Below are 26,720 nucleotides of genomic sequence, written 5' to 3' on the forward strand. Positions count from 1 at the left end.
TGTGTATAATGATGTTTAATTGGTGGGTATTTTCTGTTAATGTGTTGATAGTATCTGTAAATAATAAAATTTTGGTATTATATTCATGAGCCTATGTGAAATGTCTAATATTTATGAAGTTCTATTTCAATAAATCTTAAAATCTAAGCACTATGTATCAGAAGTTCTTTACCTCATTATTATGTTTATTTCTTGGATTTTATGCTGGGGGTCAGATATCATCTTCCTCAATAAGCAACTTTCAAGACAACAACGACGGTTGGGATGAAGCTAGCCCCAGCCCCAATAAACCGACCTTAATCGCCACAGGTGGACCTGCTGGAGATAGTGATGGTTTTTTAAGGAATGAATCAACTGGTAGTTCAGGTGCAGGAGGAAAATGGGTGCTAATGAATAGCTCAAGTCCATGGATCGGCAATTATACCACTGCTGGCATTACCAAAATATCGATGGACGTGCGCAATGCCGGTTCTGCCGATGTTCATCTTCGAATGTCATTTGCTTCTGGGAATAATCAACTTTCATCCAACGCTGTAGTCGTAGCGCCGAGTGCTGATTGGTCTACCATCGAAATTGATATTTCTACCGACCAGCTTACGGTAGTAGAGGGCAATTCTACTGCGGCTGATATTATGGCCAATGTTACGACGGCTAGAATAATCAATAATGCCAATGCCGATTGGCGTGGTTCGCAAACCGCAGCTATTATAGAGATCGACAATATTAAAGCATTGACCGAAACAGCCGATGTCGATTACAGTCACGAGGCCTATTTGTCAGGACTGCATCAATTAGTCCCAGTTCAGAGTTTGGCTTCAGGTAAAATTGAGGCTGTATTAAGTGGAGATACCTTAAAAGTATCTGGGAGTTTTACTGGAATCTCATCGCAAGTAGATACCACTATTGGTGGTGGATTACATATTCACAGCGGGATAATTGGGATAAACGGAGGAGTTATTTTTCCTTTAAAGGCAGAGTTTTCTGATGATCTAACCAGTGGTAGTCTGACTATGGAGGACAATTCTTTTGTACTTTCCTCGGATCAAATGGAGATGTTGGATCAACATTTACTGTATGTCAATATTCATTCTAAAGACCATCCTAGCGGAGAAATTCGCGGTCAAATTACCCCTAAATCGCTTTACACTTTTTCTACTAATTTATTCGGCGGTTATCAAAATCCTTCAGTGATGACTAATGGAAGGGGATCTATTATTTTGACCATTTCTCAGGATAGTATGATGACTTTATCTGGAACTTTTTCCGGCTTACAAAGTGAATTTAATGCCGCAATAGGTGGGGGAGCTCATATTCACAATGGTATGGTAGGCAGCAATGGAGGTGTTATGCAAGCTATTTCTGCAACTTTAGATCCTAGTGGTTTATTGGGAAATTTTTTCACCGAAGATCATGAAATCCCTGTGTCAGAAGATTTTATCGATGCCTTGCTCAATAGAGAATTGTATATCAATATTCATACTGTAAATGCACCAAGTGGAGAAATTCGAGGACAACTCATACCTGCTTCCAGTAAAATGGTATTTCGCTCACATTTATCTGGAAATAATGAAGTTCACCTCCCAGAAACTTTAGCCAGTGGTCTGGTTATGGCTGAAATTATGGCTTCAGATAGTGTGGCCTTGTATGGTAGCTACAACAGTATGGTGGGAACATTAGCCACACAGATAGCTGGTGGTATTCACATTCATAAAGGAATGGCGGGACAAAATGGCGATGTAATACTTCCCCTAACCAATACCATTTTGGAAAATAACAGCGGAACCATTCCTTTCGCAGATAATGTATTTGAGACCAATGACACTCTGTTGACTGATATAATGAATAGAAGTGTATATGTCAATATTCATAGTTCGTCTTATCCATCTGGAGAAATCCGCGGACAATTGGTCGGTGATGCTCAGGCTCATTTTTCAGCCTTTCTGACCAGTTCACAGGAACTTAGTAATGCAGTGTCCGAAGGATGGGGGGGATTAAAGGCCGAATTGTTAAATAATGTATTGACCGTATCGGGATCATTTGAAAATCTTTCTGCCGATTTGGCCACGCAGATTAGAGGGGGAGCTCATCTCCATATAGCTCCTCCTGGGAGTAATGGAGGGATAGCATTTGACCTTAACTTGGACGTTGCAGACGATCTAAGGTCGGCTGTAATATGGCCAGATAGCAATAGATTTACATTGTCAGGAGAACAAGTACTTGAACTTCAAAAGCGTAATTTTTATATCAATGTCCACAGCAGTCAATATACTGGAGGTGAATTAAGAGGACAACTCTTATTTGATCCCAATCTAGTAGTCGTTTCTCTATTGGGAGGAAGTCAAGAAAATCCACCTGTAGATAGTCCTGCCAAGGGGTTGTTGATGGGAGAAGTGGATAATAGTACTGCTAAAATATTTGGTTCCTTTCAAGGTTTGACTACACCATTGAATGTGGCTTCATTGGGTGGGGCACATATTCACGGTCAAATGGCTGGGAAAAACGGCACTATTTTGAGTCCTATTGTTTTTGTTACTGATTCTACCAATCTCAATGGTGTGGCCAATGTAGCGAGCAATATTATCCCTATTCCATCAACGGTGGTCTTGGCTATATTAAGCCGCCAATTGTATATCAATGTTCACAGTGAGCAGTATGGAGGCGGTGAAATTAGAGGACAAATTCTTCCTCTGGCTCAAAACTATTTTATGGCCAATTTACTCGGAACCAATGCTTCACCTATGAATACTAGTGAAGGCAATGGATTGATATTGTTTGAATACCATCAGGGTTTGATTCAGGGTGCAGGTAGTTTCGACGGACTCGAAGGTCCAGTAGCTACCACGATTAGAGGGGGAGCACACATTCACAACGCTTATGTGGGTAGCAATGGTGGAATATTAGAGGACTTGACTATCTCACTTGACACAGATTCTACTGGAGGGGTATTCTTTGTAGAGGACAATACCATTCTTTTAGATGAAGAACAGAGGCAGGACTTTTTAGCCGGAGGAAAATATGTCAATATTCATAGTGCAACCTATGGTGGCGGTGAAATTCGAGGACAAATCTTACCTGTGAACAACTATTTCCCAGATGCAGATACTACGCAACTAATAGACAATCAGGTAGTAGTTATCGATACTACTGATGGAGAGGCACCGGTAGATTTTGAATGGTATGCAGGTATAGACAACAATCCTTTAGCCTATAAATGGCAATGGTCGGTGGATGCATCTTTCGATAGTTTATTGTTTGAATCTTCCTTAATCAATGATAATATGACCAGTGTAACATCGAGTAATCTAATGGATACATTGACGAGTTTTGGTTATTTTGCCAATGCTGATACAGCTTGTTTATACCAACGATTTTGGGTGACCGATGGAAGTTTAAGTGGTTTTGGACCGGTAGAAGAAATCTGTTTTGTACATGGGATTCGTACCAGTTTGAAGTCAGATCCACTGCTAAGTGTTACCAAAGTGGGACCAATTCCCGCACGGGATGAACTCCTTCTTACTATTCAAAACTATCAAGAATACGCAAAGCGTTCTACCATACAATTGCAGATTTTCAATGCACAAGGACGGATGGTCAAGGACAAGCGTATTCAACTGTTATCTCCGGATTATCGTGAGACCATTGAGCTTTACGACCTCAATCCCGGCACCTATTTCTTGAAATTAAATAATGCTATTTGGCCATTTGTGAAAATGTAAATAGATAATAAACTCTATGCAACAGATGAAGAAAGTATTTGGATTATTCTAAATACTTTCTTTTTTATAGGTATAATCCCAAATGTATATCACATAATATATAAAACAGTTTAAAAACTGGCCTATACATTATACATTGTATGGAAAATTTGATTGCCTACATTATTTTATTGATGCCCGCCTTATAAGTTTCCAAAGCCCTAATTCTCCCATGTCTGTGATCAACCATGGGTTGTGGGTATTGACTAGAATTCCACTCGGGAATCCATCTTTTAATGTAAATATGGTTGGGATCGAATTTTTTCAATTGTTCAATGGGATTAAATATTCGAAAATACGGGGCAGCATCACAGCCCGTTCCCGCAGCCCATTGCCAATTTCCATTATTCGAGGACAATTCATAATCCAATAGTTTTTTAGCGAAATATGATTCACCCCAGCGCCAATCGATAAGCAAATGTTTGCACAAAAATCCACTGGTAATCATTCTTACTCGATTGTGCATATATCCACTGGCATTGAGTTGTCTCATCCCGGCATCTACCATTGGATAACCAGTCATTCCTCTACACCATTTCTCAAAATCACTTTCATTGTTTAACCACTCTATTCCGTCGTACTTAGATTTAAAGTTTTGATTGACGACATGGGGAAAATGAAACAGAATTTGCATAAAAAATTCCCTCCAAATTAATTCACTTAAAAAGGTGGTATGATGATTTTTCAATTGAGCAATTACACTTCGTATCCCAACCGTACCAAATCGTAGGTGGGGACTTATATAACTGGTCGAATCTAAATAGGGATAGTTGCGATTTTTGTCGTATTGATCAATTCCCGTTAAGTCATAGTCTCGAACATATATCGACGAATGTTTAAAGCCAATATCTTCCAAGGATGGAAGATTGTGTTTCACTGAATAGAAATTAGGCATAGGAGGTAGTTCCAAAGGGGGAAAGGCTTTGTATTTTTCGAGCCACTTATTTTTATATGGGGTAAAGACGGTATAGGGAAGGCCATCTTTTTTGACAATTTCACTTTCTTCAAATATAACTTGATCTTTGAAGCTGTGAATTGATATTCCCTTGGAGCTTAGAAATTCTGAAATGACTTTGTCTCTCTTTATGGCATAGGGCTCATAATCCTTATTGATATATACATTTTCTATATCGTATGTTTCGATTAAATTTTGCCAAACTTCGATCGGTTTACCTTTCAGACAGAGTATTGACGATTGAAATTTAAGGAGGTTTTGATTCAGTTTAACCAATTGTTGGTGAATAAACTGTACACGTGCATCGTCGACAGGTAGTTCTCTAAGTATATTTTCATCGAAAATAAATATAGGCAAGACCTTGAGAGATCCATTTAGACTATGATTTAAGGCCGTGTTGTCTTCCAATCGCAAGTCCCTTCTATACCAAAATACCGCTACACCCATATCGTTTAATTGAAAAATAAAATATACCCATTAAGCGAGGTGGCAATAATCAGCCATATAAAATAGGGTAGAATGAGGAGGGATTTAATTTGGACTTCATTCTTAAATTGGAATAGAAAATAGGCGATTAGTAATGTCAATAAGGTAATGGTAATAAAGCCTAAAAGTACGGCGTGATAGTGAAAGAATATTGGATTCCAAGCCACATTCAATATCCATTGGATGGCAAATAAATAGAGTAATTTTTTTTGATCAATACCACTGCCCCAAAGATATGCCATATACACGGCAAAGCATATCATAATCAAGGTCCAAGCAGCACCAAATACCCAACCAGGAGGTGTCCATGGTGCTTGATTTAAATTTTGATACCAATTGGAAGCAACTCCCTTACTCGTAAATCTTCCACCGATGCCTAGAGCTGCAAAATTGAGCAGTAAAAACAAAATTATTTTAAGTATCATATTAAGTCGTTATTTGATTTATCATTCCCTTAAAAATAAATCCGTGGAAGGGTAGAACCCCATACCAATATATCCTGCCCATGACGCCTAGAGGTCTAAATGTAGCAGTCTGTATTAACTGATCTTCCTCCAGTTTAAATTCCAACCACGCTTCACCTGGCAATTTCATTTCTGCAAACAACAATAGTCGACCTTCTTCTTTATTAGCATATAATACTCGCCAAAAGTCAAGGGCATCACCCACCTCGATAGAGGTTTTCGATGTTCGACCTCGTCGCAATCCTACTCCACCAACCATTCTATCTAAATGCCCTCTTAATTTCCAAAGCCAGTCACCGTAATACCAACCATTTTCACCTCCAATACTCCATATCTTTTCTAGACATTTACTTCTATGTTGAAACCCTGCTCTGCGTACATCTTTAAAACATCCGTAGCTGGGTACTTGAATAAATTCAGATATATTAAAGTCCATTCCACTGCTGATGTATGCGTCTTTCCAACTCGATACTATTTCATTGTTTTCTATTTTGTTAAATGCTTTAGTTAGAGATTCCCTATAGCCAATAGGTTGAATATTCAATATTTCATTTAGTCTTTGATCTCTGCACACCACTTCTATTTTCATACTATTGACCAAGGAAACGGCTAACTTATAAGAAGTAGAGGTCACAAAATATAACCAATATGAGGATAATCTCGGCGTCATCACCGGTACCGTATAGATGTGGCGCTTCAAATTTCGAGCCCGGCCATACTCGAGCAACATCTCTTTATAGGTCAATATATCTGGTCCACCGATGTCAAAATTTTGATTATAAGTCTCTGGGTTCAACATGGTCTTAGATAGAAAGGCAATGACATCAGATATACCAATGGGTTGACATTTGGTATTCAGCCATTTTGGAGTAATCATTACGGGCAATTTTTCGACCAAATCTCGAATAATTTCAAAGGAAGCACTTCCCGATCCTATAATGATGCCCGCTCTTAATGTAGTGAAATCGTAAGACCCCTTTGCGAGTTCATCCTCTACATTTTTCCGAGAAGATAGATGTTTAGATAGTTCGGTTTCATTGACAATTCCACTTAGGTAGATGACGTGTTCAACCTTGGTTTGACTCATGGCTCTTCTAAAATTTTGAGCAGATTGATGTTCCAAGGTCTCGTAGTCTGATGATGCCGACATGGAATGGACCAAATAATAGGCACCATCAATATCATGGGGAATATGGTCCAAGGAAGTTGGATCCAATAGGTCGAGTTGAATTATTTCAATGGCGGATTTCAATGATGAAGGCGGTGAAAATCGATCTAGATCTCGAACACAACAAATGACTTTATGCCCCTGATCTACCAATATGGGCAGCAGTCGTTTGCCGATGTATCCAGTAGCACCTGTAAGCAATATTCTCATCTGTAAACTATCAAATATTCAATCAAAATTTGAATCAGAAGGAATATAACATTTTTAACTCAGACTTTATATTTATATGTAATCAGTATGTTGAATCGAAGTATAATTAGAATGAAAATTGTCGAGATAGCTATGTCAACTAGAGGATAACGGTGAATTTTTAAAGGTCTATTTAAATAAAGGTTTTATTTCAAGAGTATAGATTTTTCTTTAATTAGAAATTTTTACCATTTTTTTGGAAATTGACTGCGGAGAGGATGGATTCAATTGGATAAAATAAATACCATCTGCCAGGTCTTGAAGGCTTAATGCTATCTGATGGCCACGGTAAGTGGACAAATCCTTTATCAACACTTGTTTTCCAAAACTATTGAAGACGGATAGCTTTATAGTCTTCATATTTCCAGGAGGGACTACTATAATTTCACCAGATGTAGGATTGGGATAAATTTTGATGTCAGGATTTTTACGATCACTATTGTTGTCGATGCTGGTAACCGCGGTACAAGACGAAGGTGAAAGATTGTTAATGATAGCACTGTATTTGGGGGCCGGAATAACGGAAGTATCTTGATCCATGGTTTCCAACATTCCCCAACTGCCGTAGCGGGCATTGCGACTACTAACAAATCCGAAATGCATGGTTAGTAGGGGACGATCTCCAGATTGCAATTGACGCAATCTTTTCAACCAATGATCGTACATATTATACATGGCAGTATCTCGCTGAATATCTAGTAGTGCTTGGGCGTAAGTGGGCTCACTTCCAAATGGAGTCGGCGTCAGGTGTTGGCCTCCTTCGTAGAATATTATTGGTATGTCCAAAGGGTCGGCTATATTATTTTTGTGTTCGATTAGATAAGCCATAGATTCGTCCATTCCCTGACGAGCATGGTAAGCTACATCATTAGTCGTCGCATTTGGTCCCAGTTCATCTAATACATTATCTCCGTTTTCATTAATTCCAAAATAGAAAGTCAAAGCCAGTGCATCGTAACTGTTAGGACTTAGATTGTTGATGATCCTTTTACTTACATCGGGCCAACCCGTAAACCCACCGACTGCTCTAGTGATTCTATTTAATTGACCTTCAAAAGACTGTGTGAAGTGATCCAAACAGTTTTGGACATAGGGAACCAATCCTTCTGGCCAGGAAACATTGGGCTGAATACAACCATATTCATTTAACCACTGGGTTTGTCGGAAAATCCAGTTCCATATCTCATTGCTGTATTCCACCGTAAGATGTCGTTCGGGTTCGAGTTCATCTCTGAAGAGGTTGGCCATGCCGGTCATATAATTGTCACTGGCTGTGTGTGGCACACATACCCACCCATCTAGATCGTAATCATTCATCAATCTAATCATCATTTCATAGGGAACCCCTTTTTCATAAGCCCATGTGTAATGATCCACAGAGGAACGTTGAGACCAATCCACCAAATTGGGGTTTATCCAATCTTCGTCGTTATTGATGCCCCAATTATTGGTTTGTCCCCAATCCATAAATCGAATGGTCTTAAATTGAAGCAGTTTTTCCAACCAAATAGGGTTAAAAGGCTGTTCTTGATAAGTATTTTCAGTGCCCGGCATAAGGATTCGAATATTGCGGATGGGATCGTTGATATCAGATGAAGTGATGGAAAGTTCAATGGTGCCATTCAAAGGTTGAATTACGTCAAATACCATTCTATTGTCATGAGTTTGAACTAAATTCTCGTAGGAACCCCAAAAGGACAAAGTCCCCTTTCCTTCCCAGAGTACGGTGTATTGGCCTTTTGGCCAACCATCGGTAATGGCCCAGATGGTTACCGGTATTTGAGGATAGGGCGAGGAATCTATAGTTTGTGGACTGTGACTTGGATAGCCATCCTCTCTGTAGGTCAACTCATCGGCATGTCCACTATCGAAGCCGGCATTGGGATTTCCCACATCTTTGGAATACCATTCACGGGCATTTTTCATTAAATTGACAAATGGCAATTCTGTTCCATAATCCGTCAATCCCGAAACATTTGTACCAATATTCAATCGACATTCACTCTCCAATTGACTGAATCCTATTATGGGTAGACATATGCAGGCTAAGAAATAGATATTTAGAGGGAGAATGTTAATCTTCATGTTTTAATAATTATTCTAATATTTAAAATGATAGTTCGTATAACATAATACAAATCTTTATTTCTAAAAAAGATTTATATATTTTCAAAATGGAGAACTTCAAGAATCCTCTGTATCAAATATACACAGCTTAGCAAAAGAATGAATTTGTACAATGCGTTTTTATATAATACGAATTACATTTTATAATGACGGAAAAGATTTTGAGATGACTGAGCAAGATGCGTAGCATTGAAAGTCGTAAATCGACTTTCAGCGAAGGAGCCGTGAGCTCAGCCTCACGGATGGGGTGGCCGTTTGACGAGGCTACGACTGAAAGAAGCTCAAAGAGCCATTGACCGTAAATCGGTCAAGGTTGAAGGAGCCGAAACCTCCGCGTTTAGGGAGGGGGTGGCTCCATAGCCGTAGCTACGGTGTGACTGAGTAAAGTTGCTAGAATGGCAACCAAAGGTCGTAAATCGACCTTTGATGAAGGAACCGAGGCCACTATGCCGAGGCGTGATTGCCCTGCAAATCCTGGTTAAGATACTACCAGTATAGCATTATGTCTCAATCCACAATATTTAATCCACGACTGAATGAAGTAGTCTGAAAGACTACCAAATGCCCACTGAGGGCATTTGATGAAGGAACCGAAACCTCAGTGTTTCGGATGGGTTGGCATTGCGGCTCTACAATAAATCGAAAGATAACCGAGTAAAGTACGAAGTACTGAAGGTAGTAAATCTACCTTCAACGAGGATGACCGAGCAAAGCCGAAGGATCAAAGATCGTAAATCGACCTTTGACGAGGGAACCGGAACCTCCGCGTTGCGGGTGGGCTAGCCAACCCCCGTGTCGTGGGTGGGTGAGCTTATAAATTATAAATGTAATTCGTATAATTACTTCTCTGTATCCAAGTGTTTGTTTCATTATACCATATGCATTTGGTATCAATTACTAATGACCATGGCAAGCTTGAAACATCATTTTATATGAAATGATTTATGGTTATAGAATCGTGGAAATTCAATGATCAGAGTGAGATCGCTAAGATCTATTACATCACTTGGATCAATACCTCTATCATCATTAATAAGTCGATCGATCGGTATCTTCGTATTTGATTTGCAACTCATTGAGTTGGGCTTTTAAATCTTCAGTGATATCAGCCATATCGGCCTGTCCATAAAGGTTCTTCATCTCTTGAGGATCGGAGTTTAAATCGTATAATTCCCAGCTGTCGATATCCTCGTAAAAGTGGATGAGTTTGTATTGGTCGGTGCGAATCCCGTAATGGCGTTTTACCATATGTTCATTGGGGTATTCGTAATAGTGGTAATATAGGGCATCGCGGAGATTCTCTTCTTTGCCTTGTACGAGTGGAAGCAGTGATTCTCCTTGCATGTCCCCTGGTACGGGCAGGCCTGCAAGATCCAAAAATGTAGGAGCATAATCGATGTTTTGGACCATTTCCGAAACTTCCTTCACTGTATTTATATTCTTGGGAAATTTCATTAACAAAGGGGTCCGCATGGATTCTTCGTACATAAATCGTTTATCGAACCAGCCGTGTTCTCCCATATAAAATCCTTGATCAGAAGTATAGACTATTAAGGTATTATCCGCTAGTCCTTTTTCTTCTAAGTAATCCAATATTCGTCCCACATTATCATCTACGGAACGCACACATTTGAGGTAATCTTCCATGTAGCGTTGGTACTTCCACAGGGCTAATTCTTTTCCGGATAAGTTTGCGGCTTTAAATTTTTCGATGATGGGATTATAATATTCATCCCATACCGCTCGCTGTTCGGGATTGAGTCGATTAATCATATTTTCATAGCTCTTTCTGTATTTGGTCTGCAGATCGCCCTCGGCATCCAACATTTTTAGATCGTAAACCAAATCCATATCCTCGATGATGCTCATTTTCTGACTTTGGGCTGCCAATCGATTTTCATAATTGTCAAAATAGGTTTCTGGTACTTCAAATTTTATGCCTTCCATTGTGTGGAGTAAACTCGTATCAGGTTTCCATATTCGATGAGTAGCTTTGTGATGCAATAGGAGGCAGAAAGGCTGATCGCTGGATTGACCATCCAACCAATTGATGGCTTTGTCCGTTATAATATTGGTTACATAGCCATCGTTGAGGACGGTATCATTTTCATTGTTAATAAATACGGGATTGTAATAATTACCCTGGCCTATAAGCACATCGGAATAATCGAATCCTGTAGGCTTACTTTTTAAGTGCCATTTTCCTATAAGTGCGGTTTTATATCCAGCTTCTCGCAAATATTTGGGCATGGTGGGTTGACTGCCGTCAAAGCGTGAACTGTTGTGCGGGAATCCATTTTTATGGCTAAATTTTCCGGTAATCATTACCGCCCTACTCGGCCCACAGATGGAATTGGTAACGAAACTATTGTGGAACAGGATGCCATCTTTGGCGATTCGGTCAAGATTGGGGGTGCGGATATAAGTTGTATCGTATGCGGATAGGGTTTGGTAAGAGTGGTCATCTGTCATGATAAACAAGATGTTGGGTCTGGCATCTCGCTTGGATTCATCTGTAGATTCGGTTTGACAAGCGACACAAAATAGATATAGTGATATTAAAATCAAGTTACTTAACTTCATGTTTTTTAAATTTTAATTTTTTAAAAAATGATCAACCTAAATCATTATCTCCGTTAGCATTTCGTATCACATACTCCAATTCCTTTAACATCCGTATTTTACGGATGGCGAGATAAATATTGTTATAATGACATTGTAATACGAATTACATTTTATAAAATCCAGTTCTACAAAGAGCAGGTTTAATTCTTCCGTTTTCTCAAATAGAAGATAGTCTATTTTTACTAATTATTATCGGTATTCGCTTTGCGGTCTAGCTCTTTTGTAGAGAAAATCAAATCCTGTGATTACCTCTGAAATTGGTATTATCCCAAATGTAATTACTAGATGTAATTCGTATAAAATAATCTTTCCAAAGCAACGAATAGACAGCCAACAAATTTTAAATTGTAATTGATCTACGATGAATTCTATTCTCGAAATAATTTTTTTTAGGTCACAATCTATATCATTCCATTATCATACAGAGGCTAGCTGTGGACTAAGTTAATGATCTAATTCGAACTCTTGTAATTTTTTAAAAAATAATTCTTCCGCTAAAAACTGCCAATCAAAATTGATAGATTGGTTGGCAAGGTGAACATGATGATCTGAATCCAATATATAATCTTCTGGTTTGTTGAGAATTCTGGTCTTTGCATAAACCTCTTCAAACTGATGCCGGATTTTGTCAAACTCCCTACTTAGTTCTCCTATTTTTGATAGAGCTTGGCTTCTTTCATCGGGATTTTTCAATGAATCAGCTTCAGCAAGCATAACCAAAATCTTTGGAGGAAATCCAGCCATAGCATTTACTTGTCGATATATATCCAAGTTGTAATGATTTCTCATCGCGACCGAATCCAATCTATTAATGTTTTTGGAGACTTTGTCACATATGAGGAGAATCTTTCGCGCTTCCTCAACCCGCTCACCATATTTTTCTGTCCACGAACCGGGGTTTTGTAAATCTGGTAATTCTATTACAGCTTTATCCATTGGCTGATCCATGGTTTTTAAATAATTTCTCTGATTTCCATTCAATAAAGCATTTTTCCAAAAGGCAACTGGTTTTTCCAATTCATCGATAAATGAATATGAATTATTATATCCATTGATCGAATACATCCTATGGCGATACACCGATTTGTATTCTTCTTTTGTCCTTTTATCACCAGCCCAAGAATATTCTGCAAATGCCAAAATACCTCTAAAATACAATTCGAAATGGGGTGAATCATCATCCCAAAGTGTGAGAAACAATCCATCCAAATGGCTTTCTATAGAACTTTGAGCAAAGATTTTAATATTGTCGATATTGCTTTCATTCTGTGGCATCAACACCCATCTCGTTTGCCCTGCCGTAGCCCCTATGGCCTTTAATCCGTGAGCGGCATACCAATCCATTACCTTTCTATTGCCCGGTGCTTGGGGTGACATATAATTCCATCTCATGTAAACACAGTTTTTTGGGAATTCGTCTATAAAAGCCTCTAATTTCGGGCCGTTTACCTGCCAAAGACTATCCACTTCTCGTTCGGTAACATCTGCCTTGTGAGTCGGATAATACAGATTTACTTGCTTTAGTGGCATATCATCCCATACTATAGGTATTCGATTGTGTTTCTCGGCAAAATCGGTTACCTTATTCAGCCAATGTAATTGTAATTCCAAACTCGATTTGCCACTATTTCTACCCGTTGTGTGAACTTCGTCACCGCCTACGTGTAAATATTGTCCGTGGGGTAGGGCTTCCATTGCTTCGCGGTATAAGTCAAACTGTACCTGGTAAGTTGCAGAATCCAAAGGATTAAATGCCCAATCGCTGTTTATGTCATCGCGTAAATGGAAATATTCTGGATGTTTAAGTATAAATGATGCATGACCTAGACCTTGTACCAATGGACTCATTTTAATGTTTTTGGTCAAAGCATAGGTACTCAATTTTAGCCATTCCTCCTTGGATAAGGCATCAGCACTCCCAATAAGAGGTTGACTTTTGTATTTCAATTTATCTTCTAATTCTACAATGATGCCATTGATTTTGTACGATGCCAATCTATCAATAAGTTTATAGTAGTATTCCATCTTTTCCAGATGGTGTTTGACATCTAAATGTATGGGGCGGTATGCCAACAAAGGATAATCTTCAATCATACATTCGGGTAAATATACCTTTTGCTCCTCAGCATCTTCTATTAATTGATTTAGGGTTTGAAAGCCGTAGAAAAGTCCAGCGCCATCCTTTGCTGTAATAGTGATTTTGTTTCCAAGGATCTTCATGGTATAACCTTCGGGGCGAATATCCATTGATGAATTCAATTCCAAATTCAATACAGCATTACCAGCCGTTGTTTTAAGAATATCATTGGGGAGAAAATCGATTTCTTCCTCGGAATAATAACTTATTACATCGGTTTCCTTGAGATCGCTTACCCCTGTCACTTCAAATTTTTGAGGGGATGGCAGTATTTCAAACCTTCCAATTTCTTTATTTTCCGAACAAGCCAATAAAATTATACTGGAGAAGAAGAGAATCAATACATTTCTCATTAATATTTATTTTTTGTTGTAATACGAATTACATTTATAATTAACGGTAATCTTTCGATTTATTAGAAGTTTTACATCGTTTAAAATACTCGCCGTAGCTACGGCTATGCCTGTGTTTTTAGCCTCGTCAAACTTCAAATACTCTCGAAATCTTTTCCGTCATTATAAAATGTAATTCGTATAACTAATATAGGGTTATTTCGACAATTGTTTTTAAATAATACAAAGGTTATGAACCGATGTGGAGTTTATATCTGTCATTTTGTAGGAATTTTTGCTAACACATTATTAGTCTTTACTACTACAGAATATGAAATACAATATCCTCTATCGCTATTTTTAATGCCCTTCACAAAATCCTGCCAGACCTAGGCCAATATAGACTTGCCGATGGTACTATTTCTAGTATTGTCTACCAATGGTTTGATTTTTCTTAGACCAACCTATTTTAGGTTTATTTAATTATCTGAAAATCATCAATATGTTGGGTTTTCATTACAGAAGATAAATATTTTCAATCCAATAATCTAACTTCATTGTTGAGTAATTCGTATAATATCATCTCAATTATACCGCGGTTTATAAATATGATATAATTATTTAAATAATTGATATTCAACACTTTTATTGCAAAGTATTTTTATTCTTTTAAAAAATTATAAACCTAAGTCATTATCTCTGACTTCTTTTAGTTTCTCCTTTAATAAGGATTTCATTTCTTTGACTACTTCTTGATAATGTGGGTTATAAGCTAAGTTGTTGAATTGTTTTTCATCGTATTCCATATCAAAAAGTTCCAAGCCTTTGCTTCCATCTTCTTTATAGGATATAAAAGCCCACTTTTCATTTCTAATAAGATACATTAATTCTCCTTTATGTCTGGAAATCGAAAAAGCAAAATCGCGGACCTTTACCGTGGCATCATCTAAGGTAGTCACTAAACTTTTACCTTGTAAGTGGGGTGAATACTCCAGTCCAGCGAGTTCGGCAATGGTGGGATATAAGTCGATAAGCTCTGTAAAAGAATGGCATACACTAGGAGCTTTTCCCGGAACTTTGATAATGAGTGGAACTCGAACAGATTCTTCGTGAAGACTTACCTTCATCCAGAAACGGTGTTCTCCCAAATGAAATCCATGATCGGAAGTAAAAATAACAATGGTGTTGTCCTCTAAACCCTCTTCTTTCAGTGTTTGCAAAACCTTGCCCACTTGTCGATCCATATAGGCAACAGAGGCGTAATAGCCTGCAATAGCTTTTTTCTCTTGCTCCGTACTCATATTGGCATTTAAACTATTGACGTAATTGATGCCATTAGCAGGAATGTCGTCCCAGTCGTTGATTACTTGTGGAGGAAGGACCATTTCATCATGTGGATAAGGGATGAAATCAGCTTTAGGGGCTACAAAGGGTACATGGGGACGAACAAAGCCAACGGCGAGAAAGAAGGGTTCGTCTTTGTGTTCTCGAATTAGAGCACTGGCTTTTTCAGCCGTCTTGCCATCGGAATGGGCTAAGTCATCTCCTTCACCTTTGACGATGGTCATTACATTGCCTCCTTTTCTTTCTATTTCTCCGTAGGGATTATTTTGAACAAGTTCTGCTTCTCCTTCTGCCATCCATTCTGGACCTTGGCTGTTGAATCGCTCCGTCCACGACAGTTCGTCGTCTTGTCCATTTGAACCTTTTTCTATGTCAATGGGTACGCCCATATGATATATTTTACTGACTCTTGCGGTATAGTAGTCGTTGTCCTTAAAGAGTTGTGACCAAGATGGACGTTGCCCCACCTTGTCTCTGCCACTTACATAGCCATAGGTGGTGGTAGCACTGGGATAATAGCCAAACATAAAAGACGCCCTTGAAGGACCACAAACCGGATATTGGCAATAGGTTCTTGTATATCTAGTGCCCTCAGCAGCCAATTGGTCAATATTAGGAGTTCGACTGATTTTGTTTTCATAGGCGGATACAGCCGTAGTAGTGAGATCATCGGCGATAATAAATAGTACGTTGTATGGTTTATTGTTTTGAGCACTTGCGCTAAGTGAGATACAAAGTAATCCAAAGAATAATAAATATCGAGACATTAATGCTATTTTAAAGAGTCAAGTTTTAATTTTAAATTATCAATTACAGATTTTTCTGAAGGTGGAATATCGGTAATTTTTAATGGATATTTTTCATAAAGATCGTTTTCTAAATCATAAATAGAGCCATCGCCATAGATCTTCCAATGGGTATTGTATATAAAACGACTGGGTTTAAACTTGCCCCAATGTGGATCATAAGAGCAAAAAATCCATTCTCGATTATGTGGGCTATCAGGATCTTTTAAGTTATCAATAAAACTAATGCCGTCGAGGTCATCGCCTGAAGCCGAAGATTGAATCAAGTCGAGAAAACTAGGTAAAAAGTCCGTAAAATCAACCAGTCTTTCATTGACCTGACCTGGATCTATGCTGCCCGGCCAATGTGCTATCATGGGAACATGGGTGCCTAAGTCATTGGTATATCCTTTATTGCCCCTAAGTTTTTGACCTCTATTTATAGAGATTACATCTCTATCGGTACCATTGTCCCCTATGAAAAGGATTAAGGTATTGGAGCTCAAATTTAAGGTTTCTACCCGGTCGACAATCCGCCCCACTATATCGTCCATATACCTTACCATGGCAGAAAAATGAGTGGTGTCGTTGACTTTCTCATCACCATTATTGTAGTTTTTACTAAATGGTGTGGGTTCAAATGGATCGTGAACCAAGGTCATTGGGTAATAAACGAAAAAAGGCTCTTCCTGGTGATCTGTTATAAAGTCTTCAATGTATTCGGTAAACAGGTCTGGCCCATAGGATTTGGGGTAAAGTTTGATTTCGCCTTCGCTATTCTCCAAGGTAGGATTGCCATATCGGTAGCCTCGGTCTTTGACCTGCCACAAAAGATATTTATCAAATCCGGCTTCTTTGGGCAGACTGCCCGTTCTACCCCCTGCCAATTCCTGTTGTTTTTGATTGCCGTACAACTGCCATTTTCCAACGATACATGTGCTGTAGCCCGCTTCCTTAAAATAATGACCAAAGGTCTTTTCATTGGGATCTAAGAGGCCAAATCCTATATAGTTTCTGAAATTGTATTTGCCTGTCATTATCTGTACTCGAGAAGGCGTACATAACGGGGTAGAATGACAGTTTTCGAATATCATACCTTCTCTTGCCAATCGATTGATATGAGGGGTGAAATTGGAATTATTGCCATAACATTCTAATACTTCTCTACCCAAGTCATCGGCCATAATAAGGATAACATTGGGTCGATCCTGACTGTAGAGATTAAGAGCCCAGCAGAGTAAAAGGATAATCATCTTTACTTTGCTACAAAAAATACACTTTTCTAATTTTCGCATTGGGGACTGATTTAATTTTTTGAGCTAATAACTCCATCTGTTTTAATAATCAAGGCTTCTAACTCTTTAACTTTTTCTGGAAATAGGGGAGCCAGATTGTTTTCTTCATCGATGTCTTTTGATAAGTCGTACAGCGCTTTTTCAAATGTTCCATCTCGTTTAGCAACCCATCCCCTGCTCTTTTTTATGTGGAGTTTCCATTTTCCATATCTAATGGCCTCTACTTCTCCATTTCTGGCATAGTAGAGGAATGGATAATCTTCCAATTGGTCTTGGCTGGGGTTTTTGAGTAGGGACAATATATTATGTCCGTCATTGTTGTGAGTACTTGTGGAATCCAAAATATGAGCAAATGTGGGAAAAAGATCCAAGGTCGATGTCATAGATTTTATAGTATGGTTTGCCGGTATGTGTTTGGGCCAGGTGATGATGCAGGGTACTCTTTGACCGCCTTCCCAGGTTTCCGCTTTTTGGCCTCGCAGTTCTCCAGCAGAACCGTCTACCCTCAAGACTGGACCATTGTCAGAGGTAAATACAACAATTGTGTTTTCAAATATTCCTTCTTCCTTTAGTGTTTTAACGATTTGTCCCATGCTCCAATCCAATTCCATGATGACATCTCCGTATAATCCGAGTTCGCTTTTGCCTTCAAATGCTTCGGAAACGTATAATGGCAAGTGGGGCATGTTGTGAGCAAGGTAGATGAAAAACGGTTTTCCGTCTCTGTTCTTTATTTGAGCAATGGTTTCTTCCGTATATCTTTTGGTTAAATATCGTTGGTCTGGATCGTCTTCTATTTTTGTTTGATTTCTGTACATGGGCAATGGAGGAGCTTGAAAATCAATGCGTTTGTAATAATGATTGTTCATGTCATTGCTATAGGGTACGCCAAAAAAATGATCGAAACCGTGTTGATTGGGCATATATTGAGGCAAGTGACCCAGATGCCATTTGCCTATACAGGAGGTGGTATATCCGTGGTCTTTGAATAATTCAGCCATGGTGTATGTTGATGTATCCAATCCATTCTGAGAATACGGAAATAATACTGCTTCGTGAAGGTCCAATCTTTTGGGGTATTTGCCGGTGAGTAAACCCGCCCTCGATGGTGTACATACGGTTGCAGGCACATAAAATTCGGTAAATTTTAAACCCAATTCAGCTAGGCTGTCGAGGTGAGGAGTGGTATATCCTTTGGCGCCATAAGTGCCAATATCCCCATATCCTAGGTCGTCCACAAAGAACACTATGACGTTGGGCTTGTCGGTATTTTCATTTGTTTTTTTACATTGAAAGAAGGTGAGGATTAGAATGGCGAATAATAAGTATCTCATATGGTTTGGTTTCTTGAATTTAAGAATCATAAAATAACAAATAATTAAAAAACAACCTATAAAATTTTAGTGCAACTACTATTTCACAGTTGAAATGCCTTACATAAAATGGAAAAACGGTGAATAGAATTGCAGATAGGTCTGTTTTGTAGAGGATAAACCATAGAATATTACCTCCCTTCCTAGTTCTAGTTAATGGGCTCAGTTATGACTTTTCTCTTATTGATGGGATACATGGTTTTCTATTTATATTGGTTAATTCTAGGTGATACTCTGTTGTGAGTTACAGAAAATAGTAGACCATGGGCAATCGTTTAGGTTCCTAAATGTTGCTGGAAATATTTTAAATTTAAATATTTCTCAAGAGGTCTTATCTAAAATTATATGTGGATAGTGTTAGTTTGTCTATAGTAAAATATTAAAAATATGTTAATATGCCATTAGGTTTATTCTTTGTATGATTTATATCAAATACAAAGCAATGTACTTTTAATGTGTTGATATTCATGATGTAATCCGAAAATTATTAGTCCTGTGTCAATGTGTTTTAAGAGGAGGTATTTACTTTTATATCCATTTTTGATTTTAAATTATTGGAGAAATATTGAGTTTATCGTTGGTTATCATTTTTTCAATAATATTTGATTAGTTTTGACAAATTTGTCGCTTTAGACTATTTTAAAGATGAATTTTCAAAAATTACTGAATAGGTAGTTTTTAAGCGAGAATATAAAATATATAATAGTGAATAGGAATATTTTGGAAACCGAGGAAGCAATTTCCTTCGTAAAGGATACTTTTTCTTCTAATTTAAGTGATGCTTTGGGCTTGGTACGCGTATCATCACCTATAATGGTCTTGGATGGAACCGGGGTAAATGATGACTTAAATGGAGTGGAGCGATGTGTAACATTTCCCGTTAAACAAATGAATGACCAGAGGGCCGTGATTGTCAATTCATTGGCAAAATGGAAGCGAATTCGTTTAATGGAATTGGGGATAGAAGTGGATCGTGGAATTCTAACCGATATGAGGGCAATCCGACCTGATGAAGACTATAGTCCTATACACTCAATATATGTAGATCAATGGGATTGGGAGAAAAATATGGATCCCCAACACCGGAATTTGGCAACTTTAAAGGCCCATGTCAATGGTATTTATAATTCCATATTGAAAACCGAATCAGCTATAGCGGATAAATATTCTGATATTGCGCCGATACTGCCTCAAGAGATAAGATTTATCCACGCCGAGGAATTGCTACAGCGCTATCCCAACAAAAGTCCTAAGGAAAGGGAAAATGCGGTAGCAAAAGAGTATGGTGCTGTCTTTATCATGGGCATTGGTGGCCCATTGAGCAATGCTGAAATACACGATGGTAGGGCTCCTGATTACGACGATTGGAGTTCAGAAAATGAAGATGGGTATCGCGGTTTGAACGGAGATTTATTGGTGTGGAATCCGGTATTGAATAGTGGATTGGAATTGTCTTCAATGGGTATTCGAGTGGATGCTAAGAGTTTGGAACGCCAATTGACCATGAGGGGTGATGAGGCTCGAAAGCAACTCTTTTTTCATCAAATGGTATTGGGTGAAAAAATACCTCAAAGTATAGGAGGAGGAATTGGACAATCTCGTATGTGTATGTATTTATTGAGAAAACAACATATTGGAGAAGTGCAAGTAAGTGTGTGGCCCGATGAGGTAATTGAGCAAAGTCGAACTGCTGGAATTCAATTGTTATAGGATATTGTCTTTGTAACTATATTCGGTTTTGATTTTCTAGGTAAAGAAGAAATGGTTTGATATTTCCCTTACAGGGGAATGTGGTATTACATATTCTTATGGTGAAAACTGATCTTGTATTGTAGAGTCGCGCTGCATCATTCTTTTCAATAAGATTTGAAAAGGATCTTCAATAGACCTGTGATGGTTGTACCGGTAGCAGTATTCAAAAAGATATTTTTGTAGAATTTTGTTTTTGCCCGGGATGTTGCGCAACCAATGATTAATGGCCGGAGTTAAATCATCGGCATGGCTAGGGAAGTAATTTTCTATTTCGTCTTCCACAATGTATTCATAACTGAAGTCAGACTTTGTGTGGTTTTGATAAATTAAATCCATAGAAAAAACCGCATCGTCATCGATGTAATGCTGGATAAAATTCGTCAAAGTAGATTTGTCGATTTTGTCGGTATATATGCCTTGTATTCTATTAATCTTACCTTCTTTTTTTTCCATGGCCATTAAAATGGTTTTCTTTTCCAAACTCGGTTTACGTTGATCCTTATAATTTTTTACCGTAATGGGATACAGGTTTATTTCTACTGCACCATTTAATTTGTCAGCATGGAGAAATGGCTCCATGGCTAGTTTTACCTTTTGGATAAAGTGCCAAACTGTTTTTTGTCTGAGTTGTAAACTTTTACTTAAATCGGTTGAATGAATTCCATAGGGTTGAGAGGCAACGGAATAGACAATATAAAAAGCCTTTTGTAAACTAAATTTTACCTTGTGAAATAAGGTATTGGCTGTTGGCGATTGTACGTATCCACATGCGGTACAACGTCTATCATATTTTTTCACTCCTCCACAATACTTTTTACGATTACATCGGATGCAATGGAATCCTTTTTCCCATTTTTCATAAAATAAGTGCTTGAGACAGGATTCATCATTAGGATACTGATCTATAAACTGATCAAATAAAAGTAGAATGTTATTTGATTCCATTTTGGACAATATTTCAATTAATATAATGAAATATTGTTAGATTGTCAAAATATTATGATTTATAATAGAAACTTAGGCGATGTGTTCTAATAAATTCAATTTTTTGGTAATTATCCAAGTTCAAAGCTGGTAATACCGTAGACTTTATGCCAAGGCATAGTGGGTATTTTTTGGTAATACATGCGTGCGCACTCAAAGACGTAGCTGGCTTCAAAGCTTTCAACGAGATGTAAAGCATTTGAGTTGCTCATGGGGATATCGAGATATACCATTTGTTCTGGGACGGCGTTGAGGCAGGCTTTGTACAATTCCTCCGCAATGGAATAGGAATCTGCAAATAGAGGACCAATTTTGTAACCAATATTTGCTTTTCTGATGATCGCCATGCCTTTCAGTTGGCCATTTTCTACATATTTGAAGCTGTGGTTTTCTGGTAGTTTTAGCCAAGGAAGAAGGAAACTCGGTCTAGGAAATCCAAAGCATTGATTATCGTATGTGGATATTTCGGAAAAATCGCCATCATCAATGGCTGTAATATTGGAATGGATAGGAAATGTTTGTCCCTTACGCTCAAATCTTAGATCTCTAAAGGCGATTTTAAAACCACCTTTTTCGTAAAAGGCTTGCATATCCACCACTCCGTCCATACCGATGGTTGCACCTGGATGTATTCTAGACAAGAGTTTATCTCGTCTTTGTTTCCACAATTGTCGACCGATGCCTTGAGAACGGTGTGGTTCATCGACAATAAAGAAACCCATAAACCCAAATTTTCCATCATAGGAAACGATAGAACCTCCACCGATGAGTTCGTCATTGTGGTAGTAGCCATAGTATCCATTTGGGTCTGCGTTCCAGAAAGCTTGTGCGTCGTAGGGCCCAGGGTTCCACCCTTCTTTTTGAGCCCATGAAACCAGGGTGTTCAGTCCTTTTTGATCTAATGGACTAAGCTGTAACTGATTAATGTCCAACATAAAATAGATTTGAGGTTGTTAGCTAGTTTAAATTTAACGGTTGATTTTCAATACCTAAGGTAGGTAAGAATTTTTTCAATTCAAGGTAAAATCTGATTAAAACGTATTGAATTTGTAATTGTCGGTTATATTTAGGACATTGGATACTTTGTATTTTACTCGTTCACAGCCGGAACGCGGAGGCTTACCCACCCGAAACACGGAGGTTTCGGTTCCTTCATCCTGGCAATCCCACCCGGAGCACAGTGGCCTACCCACCCGAAGCCAGTGGCTTCGGTTCCCTCGCCAAATGTCCATTAAGGACATTTGGTTGCTCTAAGGAGCAACTTTGCTCGGTCATCTTCATCAAAGGTCGTAAATCGACCTTTGGTTGCCCTAAAGGGCAACTACGTTCGGTCATCCTGAAGGGATGATATGTTATAGCCGTGGTTTGAAAAACCACGGTATTGGTATTAATTAATGTTGATTTGGCGGACTTTTTGTTTTATACACCATAATATCACGGAGAAATCATTCTTATTAATTTAATGATGTCATACACGTTGTTTGTTAGTACAAAAAGTGTGACAAATCAATTTTATAACATCAATTGAAAGCCGCACTAGTAGCGCGGCTCTACATCGTGCAAACCTTCGTGTCTTTTGTGATGAATACTCCTAACCATTGATTCAGAAGCGATAGGTTAAATTGAATCTGACCCATCAATCATTACCCATTATCCATTAACCATTAACCATTATCCATTAACCATTAACCATTATCCATTATCCATTATCCCAAGTGTTTTTTAAAAAATTCTATAGTTCTCTGCCAGGAAAGCTGGGCTGCTTTCTCGTCATATCTCGGGGTGGTGTTGTTGTGAAAACCGTGATTGACGCCGGGATAAAAATGTACAGTATAATCTTTTTTGTTTTCTTTTAAAGCCGTTTCATAATCTGGCCAACCCGCATTGACTCTTTCATCCAACTCTGCATAATGGATCAGTAATGGCGCTTGGATTTTAGCCGTTTCTTCCGCTGTTGGCTGACCACCATAATACGGTACAGCAGCCGATAGATTCGCTATATTTACCGCCATCATATTGGATATCCATCCACCAAAACAAAAACCAACTACCCCAATTTTGCCATTGCAATCCTTATGTCCTGCTAAATAATCATATGCGGCTATAAAATCATTGAGCATTTCATGACGATCTCTTTTTCTTTGCATCGCCCTGCCTTCGTCGTCGTTACCCGGATATCCACCCAGTGGACTTAATGCATCGGGTGCTAATGAAATAAATCCTTCTACCGCAGCTCTTCGTCCTACATCTTCGATATAGGGATTTAAACCTCTATTTTCATGGACTACAATAATGGCGGGTTTCTTACCGGTGATATTTTTCGGTTTGGAATACAAGGCTTTGATTTCCCCACCTCCATTCGGTGATTTATAGGTAATGTAATCACTATCCAATCGTTCATCTTGGGGTGATATCACCATATTGTCTTTGTAATTGGGCATTATATAATCCAGTAAAGCCATTACGCTTATACCGCCAACTGCGTAGAGTGAAATTCTGTCGATAAATTGTCGGCGATCGATTTTGTTGTGAGCGTATTCATCGTATATGTCAAATACGTCCTGGGGAATGTCTTTCTTGTTTAATTTATTCATGATCTTGTGTATTTTATACCAAATTCATTTGGTATTAGTGAAATTCTATGTTGGATTGTCCTTAGATTAATCCCGACTTTTCGCACAATTACCTCATTGAATCTAAGATAATCATTCTGGTTTATTACATTGATAGGTTTACAAGTCCTTTTTATAAAAATAAGGCAGCCTTGGTTATCCACTATCAATGGGGGCTAATTTTATACTATAACCATTGAATTTCAAACCATAACTGTCCAGTATTTCTATCCAAAAGACATTGCCATTTATACTTACTGTCTTCGCCTTTGGCACAATAATAGGCGTGTTCTTCATGAGGGAGCTGGGCTTCATGAATATTTAAATACTGTTGGGACCAAAGTAAATCTTTCGGATTTAATTCTATTATTTTTAATCTGTAACGAGAGATAAAATCGTCCATCTTGGCAATACTATATATGCCCGTTCTTATTTTATTTTTTTCGTCGTAATAACAACTGGCATTGTTCTGTTTGGGGATGTCGATTCCCGATGCTAATTCATAGGTGTCAATGACAAACTGATTGCACTGGGTAGAATTTTTTATGGTAGAAAATGCAAAGAATGCAATTAATATCGTAGAAACTGCCAATATGGTAAAGGGGACTAATAGAAATTTTATTTTCATACTGATATATTTTAAACTAAGCTATAGAGGTCGATTCAATTCCTAATTTATCATCGATATGATCTCATATAAGTTGCAAGATGCAGACCCATAACTGCTATTGCGTTTGGGTAATAAAAGATTTTATAGGGTGTTTTATATTATTGTTTAGTCTATCTATATTTCACGATGTCTGCATAAAATACAAGTATTCTAATGGCTGCAGTTGTTGTTATTTTAATTGTGGAGTATTCAATTTTTGTCTGTGTTTTTTGACCGTATTTGTCTTATAACTCAATGATTGTGAATGTTATTATGAAAAAATAAAAATTAACACTTTAGCTGTGAAAGATTGTGGTTATAGGACTAATATATTTGGCAGGTCGTTCATTTTTATTCACCCTTAATAAATCCCAATTGCATTTTTAATTGTGGAGTATATTTCGATTTATTTATGTCTCGACGGTAATTCACATTTCACTCTGTCATTATAAAATACATTTGGTATAAGCCTAACAAGGATGTATGGTTCAAGGAATAGCATGAATCCAAATCATGCTTTAGTTTGATGAATTTTTTAATAAAGGAAATATAAGAGTTAGGAAGAAGAGGAAAGTCTTGTTATACGATTTCCGTCAATTATAAACGTAATTCGTATTACTTGGTTTTGCTTTTAATTTCTCTTTTAAGTTGATCCCACATTTCTTCAGGCACAGCGGATAATTTGTTGAACATTCCTGCCCCCATTAGCCATTCTCCACCATCGATGGTTATGCATTCCCCATTGATATAAGCGGCATAATCACTAGTGAGATAGGCTGCCAGTTGTGCCAATTCTATATGTTCGCCTACCCTGTGAAGTGGATTGTTGACAGCGGGATCAAGGACCTTTTGAACAGAAGGTGGAAATAGTCGATCCCATGCTCCTTTTGTAGGGAAGGGTCCAGGGGCAATAGCTACGTGGCGTATTCCGTATTTATGTCCCCATTCAACAGCTAGAGATTTTGTCATGGCCAGTACCCCAGCTTTGGCAGCAGCAGAGGGGACGGTATATCCACTACCGGTCCAGGCATAACTCACCACGATATTTAGAACCACTCCTTTGATTTTGTTTTCAATCCAATATTTACCAATGGTCAAGGTGTAGTTGGCCGTGCCTTGAAGAACGATGCCTATTACACTTTCAAAAGCGCGATGGGACAATCGTTCTGTCGGGGATATAAAATTCCCGGCTGCATTGTTGATCAATATATCGATTTGTCCAAATTTTTCTATTCCCTTCTGGACGACATTTTCCACATCATCTATTTTTCTGACATCTCCAGCTATGGGAAGCACTTCGCTTCCGAATTCCGATTTGATCTCTTCTGCTGTAGTGGTTAATTTGTCTAAACCCCTTCCCGTGATGATTAATTGACCCCCCAAAGAAGCAAAATACTTGCCCATTGACTTTCCCAGACCACTGCCTCCGCCTGTGATTAATATGGTTTTTCCTGCAAAGGTATTATTGGGTAACATAGCTGGGTGATTTGTGAGTGATCAATATCCTAAGTTAAGATTTATCCTAGAATTATAATAATATAATCGTCTTTGGACAAGAGATGTTAGAATGGCCTGAGTTTTTAAATTTTCCTTATATTGATTTCATCAGTCTTTGAAATCTTATCGCG

At 38.2% G+C, this 26,720-nt stretch carries 17 protein-coding genes; 2 read left to right on the forward strand and 15 right to left on the reverse strand.

Annotation, left to right across the window (positions count from 1 at the left end; genetic code table 11):
- Nucleotides 1-152: 152 nt before the first annotated feature.
- Complete coding sequence (locus tag LVD51_RS10035; RefSeq protein ID WP_236971097.1) at nucleotides 153-3,716, forward strand: CHRD domain-containing protein; 3,564 nt, start codon at nucleotides 153-155, stop codon at nucleotides 3,714-3,716.
- 157 nt (nucleotides 3,717-3,873) lie between these two features.
- Here LVD51_RS10035 and LVD51_RS10040 read toward each other — a convergent pair whose 3' ends face one another.
- The 10 genes from LVD51_RS10040 to LVD51_RS10085 form a co-directional block, all read right to left on the reverse strand.
- Nucleotides 3,874-5,157, reverse strand: coding sequence for a cryptochrome/photolyase family protein (locus LVD51_RS10040; protein WP_236971098.1), 1,284 nt, complete (start codon nucleotides 5,155-5,157; stop codon nucleotides 3,874-3,876).
- A gap of 5 nt (nucleotides 5,158-5,162) precedes the next feature.
- Nucleotides 5,163-5,621, reverse strand: a complete 459-nt coding sequence (locus LVD51_RS10045; protein ID WP_236971099.1) for a TspO/MBR family protein — start codon at nucleotides 5,619-5,621, stop codon at nucleotides 5,163-5,165.
- A 1-nt stretch (nucleotide 5,622) separates the two neighbouring features.
- Nucleotides 5,623-7,038 (reverse strand): SDR family oxidoreductase, encoded by a 1,416-nt coding sequence (locus tag LVD51_RS10050; RefSeq protein WP_236971100.1) that lies wholly within the window; start codon nucleotides 7,036-7,038, stop codon nucleotides 5,623-5,625.
- A 210-nt stretch (nucleotides 7,039-7,248) separates the two neighbouring features.
- Nucleotides 7,249-9,162: a T9SS type A sorting domain-containing protein gene (locus tag LVD51_RS10055; RefSeq protein WP_236971101.1), complete on the reverse strand. Its 1,914-nt coding sequence runs from the start codon at nucleotides 9,160-9,162 to the stop codon at nucleotides 7,249-7,251.
- 732 nt (nucleotides 9,163-9,894) lie between these two features.
- Nucleotides 9,895-10,074, reverse strand: a complete 180-nt coding sequence (locus LVD51_RS10060) for a hypothetical protein (protein WP_236971102.1) — start codon at nucleotides 10,072-10,074, stop codon at nucleotides 9,895-9,897.
- 159 nt (nucleotides 10,075-10,233) lie between these two features.
- Complete coding sequence (locus tag LVD51_RS10065; RefSeq protein ID WP_236971103.1) at nucleotides 10,234-11,787, reverse strand: sulfatase family protein; 1,554 nt, start codon at nucleotides 11,785-11,787, stop codon at nucleotides 10,234-10,236.
- Between the two features lie 486 nt (nucleotides 11,788-12,273).
- Nucleotides 12,274-14,319: a glycoside hydrolase family 20 zincin-like fold domain-containing protein gene (locus LVD51_RS10070; protein ID WP_236971104.1), complete on the reverse strand. Its 2,046-nt coding sequence runs from the start codon at nucleotides 14,317-14,319 to the stop codon at nucleotides 12,274-12,276.
- Between the two features lie 656 nt (nucleotides 14,320-14,975).
- The gene (locus LVD51_RS10075; protein ID WP_236971105.1) at nucleotides 14,976-16,409 is read right to left on the reverse strand and encodes a sulfatase; all 1,434 of its coding nucleotides are present in this window, start codon (nucleotides 16,407-16,409) and stop codon (nucleotides 14,976-14,978) included.
- 5 nt (nucleotides 16,410-16,414) lie between these two features.
- Nucleotides 16,415-17,722: a sulfatase-like hydrolase/transferase gene (locus LVD51_RS10080; protein ID WP_236971106.1), complete on the reverse strand. Its 1,308-nt coding sequence runs from the start codon at nucleotides 17,720-17,722 to the stop codon at nucleotides 16,415-16,417.
- Nucleotides 17,723-17,733: 11 nt separating this feature from the next.
- Nucleotides 17,734-19,056, reverse strand: a complete 1,323-nt coding sequence (locus tag LVD51_RS10085; RefSeq protein WP_236971107.1) for a sulfatase family protein — start codon at nucleotides 19,054-19,056, stop codon at nucleotides 17,734-17,736.
- Nucleotides 19,057-19,797: 741 nt separating this feature from the next.
- On the opposite strand from LVD51_RS10085, the gene asnA reads away from it, so the two are divergent.
- Nucleotides 19,798-20,805 carry an aspartate--ammonia ligase gene (asnA, locus tag LVD51_RS10090; protein ID WP_394803168.1) on the forward strand — a complete coding sequence of 336 codons (1,008 nt, stop codon included), beginning with the start codon at nucleotides 19,798-19,800 and terminating at the stop codon, nucleotides 20,803-20,805.
- A gap of 96 nt (nucleotides 20,806-20,901) precedes the next feature.
- Here the strand turns inward: asnA and LVD51_RS10095 are convergent, their stop codons facing one another.
- The 5 genes from LVD51_RS10095 to LVD51_RS10115 form a co-directional block, all read right to left on the reverse strand.
- The gene (locus LVD51_RS10095) at nucleotides 20,902-21,792 is read right to left on the reverse strand and encodes a hypothetical protein (protein WP_236971109.1); all 891 of its coding nucleotides are present in this window, start codon (nucleotides 21,790-21,792) and stop codon (nucleotides 20,902-20,904) included.
- Between the two features lie 110 nt (nucleotides 21,793-21,902).
- Nucleotides 21,903-22,766 (reverse strand): GNAT family N-acetyltransferase, encoded by an 864-nt coding sequence (locus tag LVD51_RS10100; RefSeq protein ID WP_236971110.1) that lies wholly within the window; start codon nucleotides 22,764-22,766, stop codon nucleotides 21,903-21,905.
- 771 nt (nucleotides 22,767-23,537) lie between these two features.
- Nucleotides 23,538-24,425, reverse strand: a complete 888-nt coding sequence (locus LVD51_RS10105; protein ID WP_236971111.1) for a dienelactone hydrolase family protein — start codon at nucleotides 24,423-24,425, stop codon at nucleotides 23,538-23,540.
- Between the two features lie 205 nt (nucleotides 24,426-24,630).
- On the reverse strand, nucleotides 24,631-25,071 hold the full coding sequence (locus LVD51_RS10110) for a hypothetical protein (RefSeq protein ID WP_236971112.1): 441 nt from the start codon (nucleotides 25,069-25,071) through the stop codon (nucleotides 24,631-24,633).
- 636 nt (nucleotides 25,072-25,707) lie between these two features.
- Complete coding sequence (locus LVD51_RS10115) at nucleotides 25,708-26,568, reverse strand: SDR family oxidoreductase (RefSeq protein WP_236971113.1); 861 nt, start codon at nucleotides 26,566-26,568, stop codon at nucleotides 25,708-25,710.
- Nucleotides 26,569-26,720: the final 152 nt, after the last annotated feature.

The organism is Membranihabitans marinus, from assembly GCF_021729155.1.
GTDB classification, from domain to species: domain Bacteria; phylum Bacteroidota; class Bacteroidia; order Chitinophagales; family Saprospiraceae; genus Membranihabitans; species Membranihabitans marinus.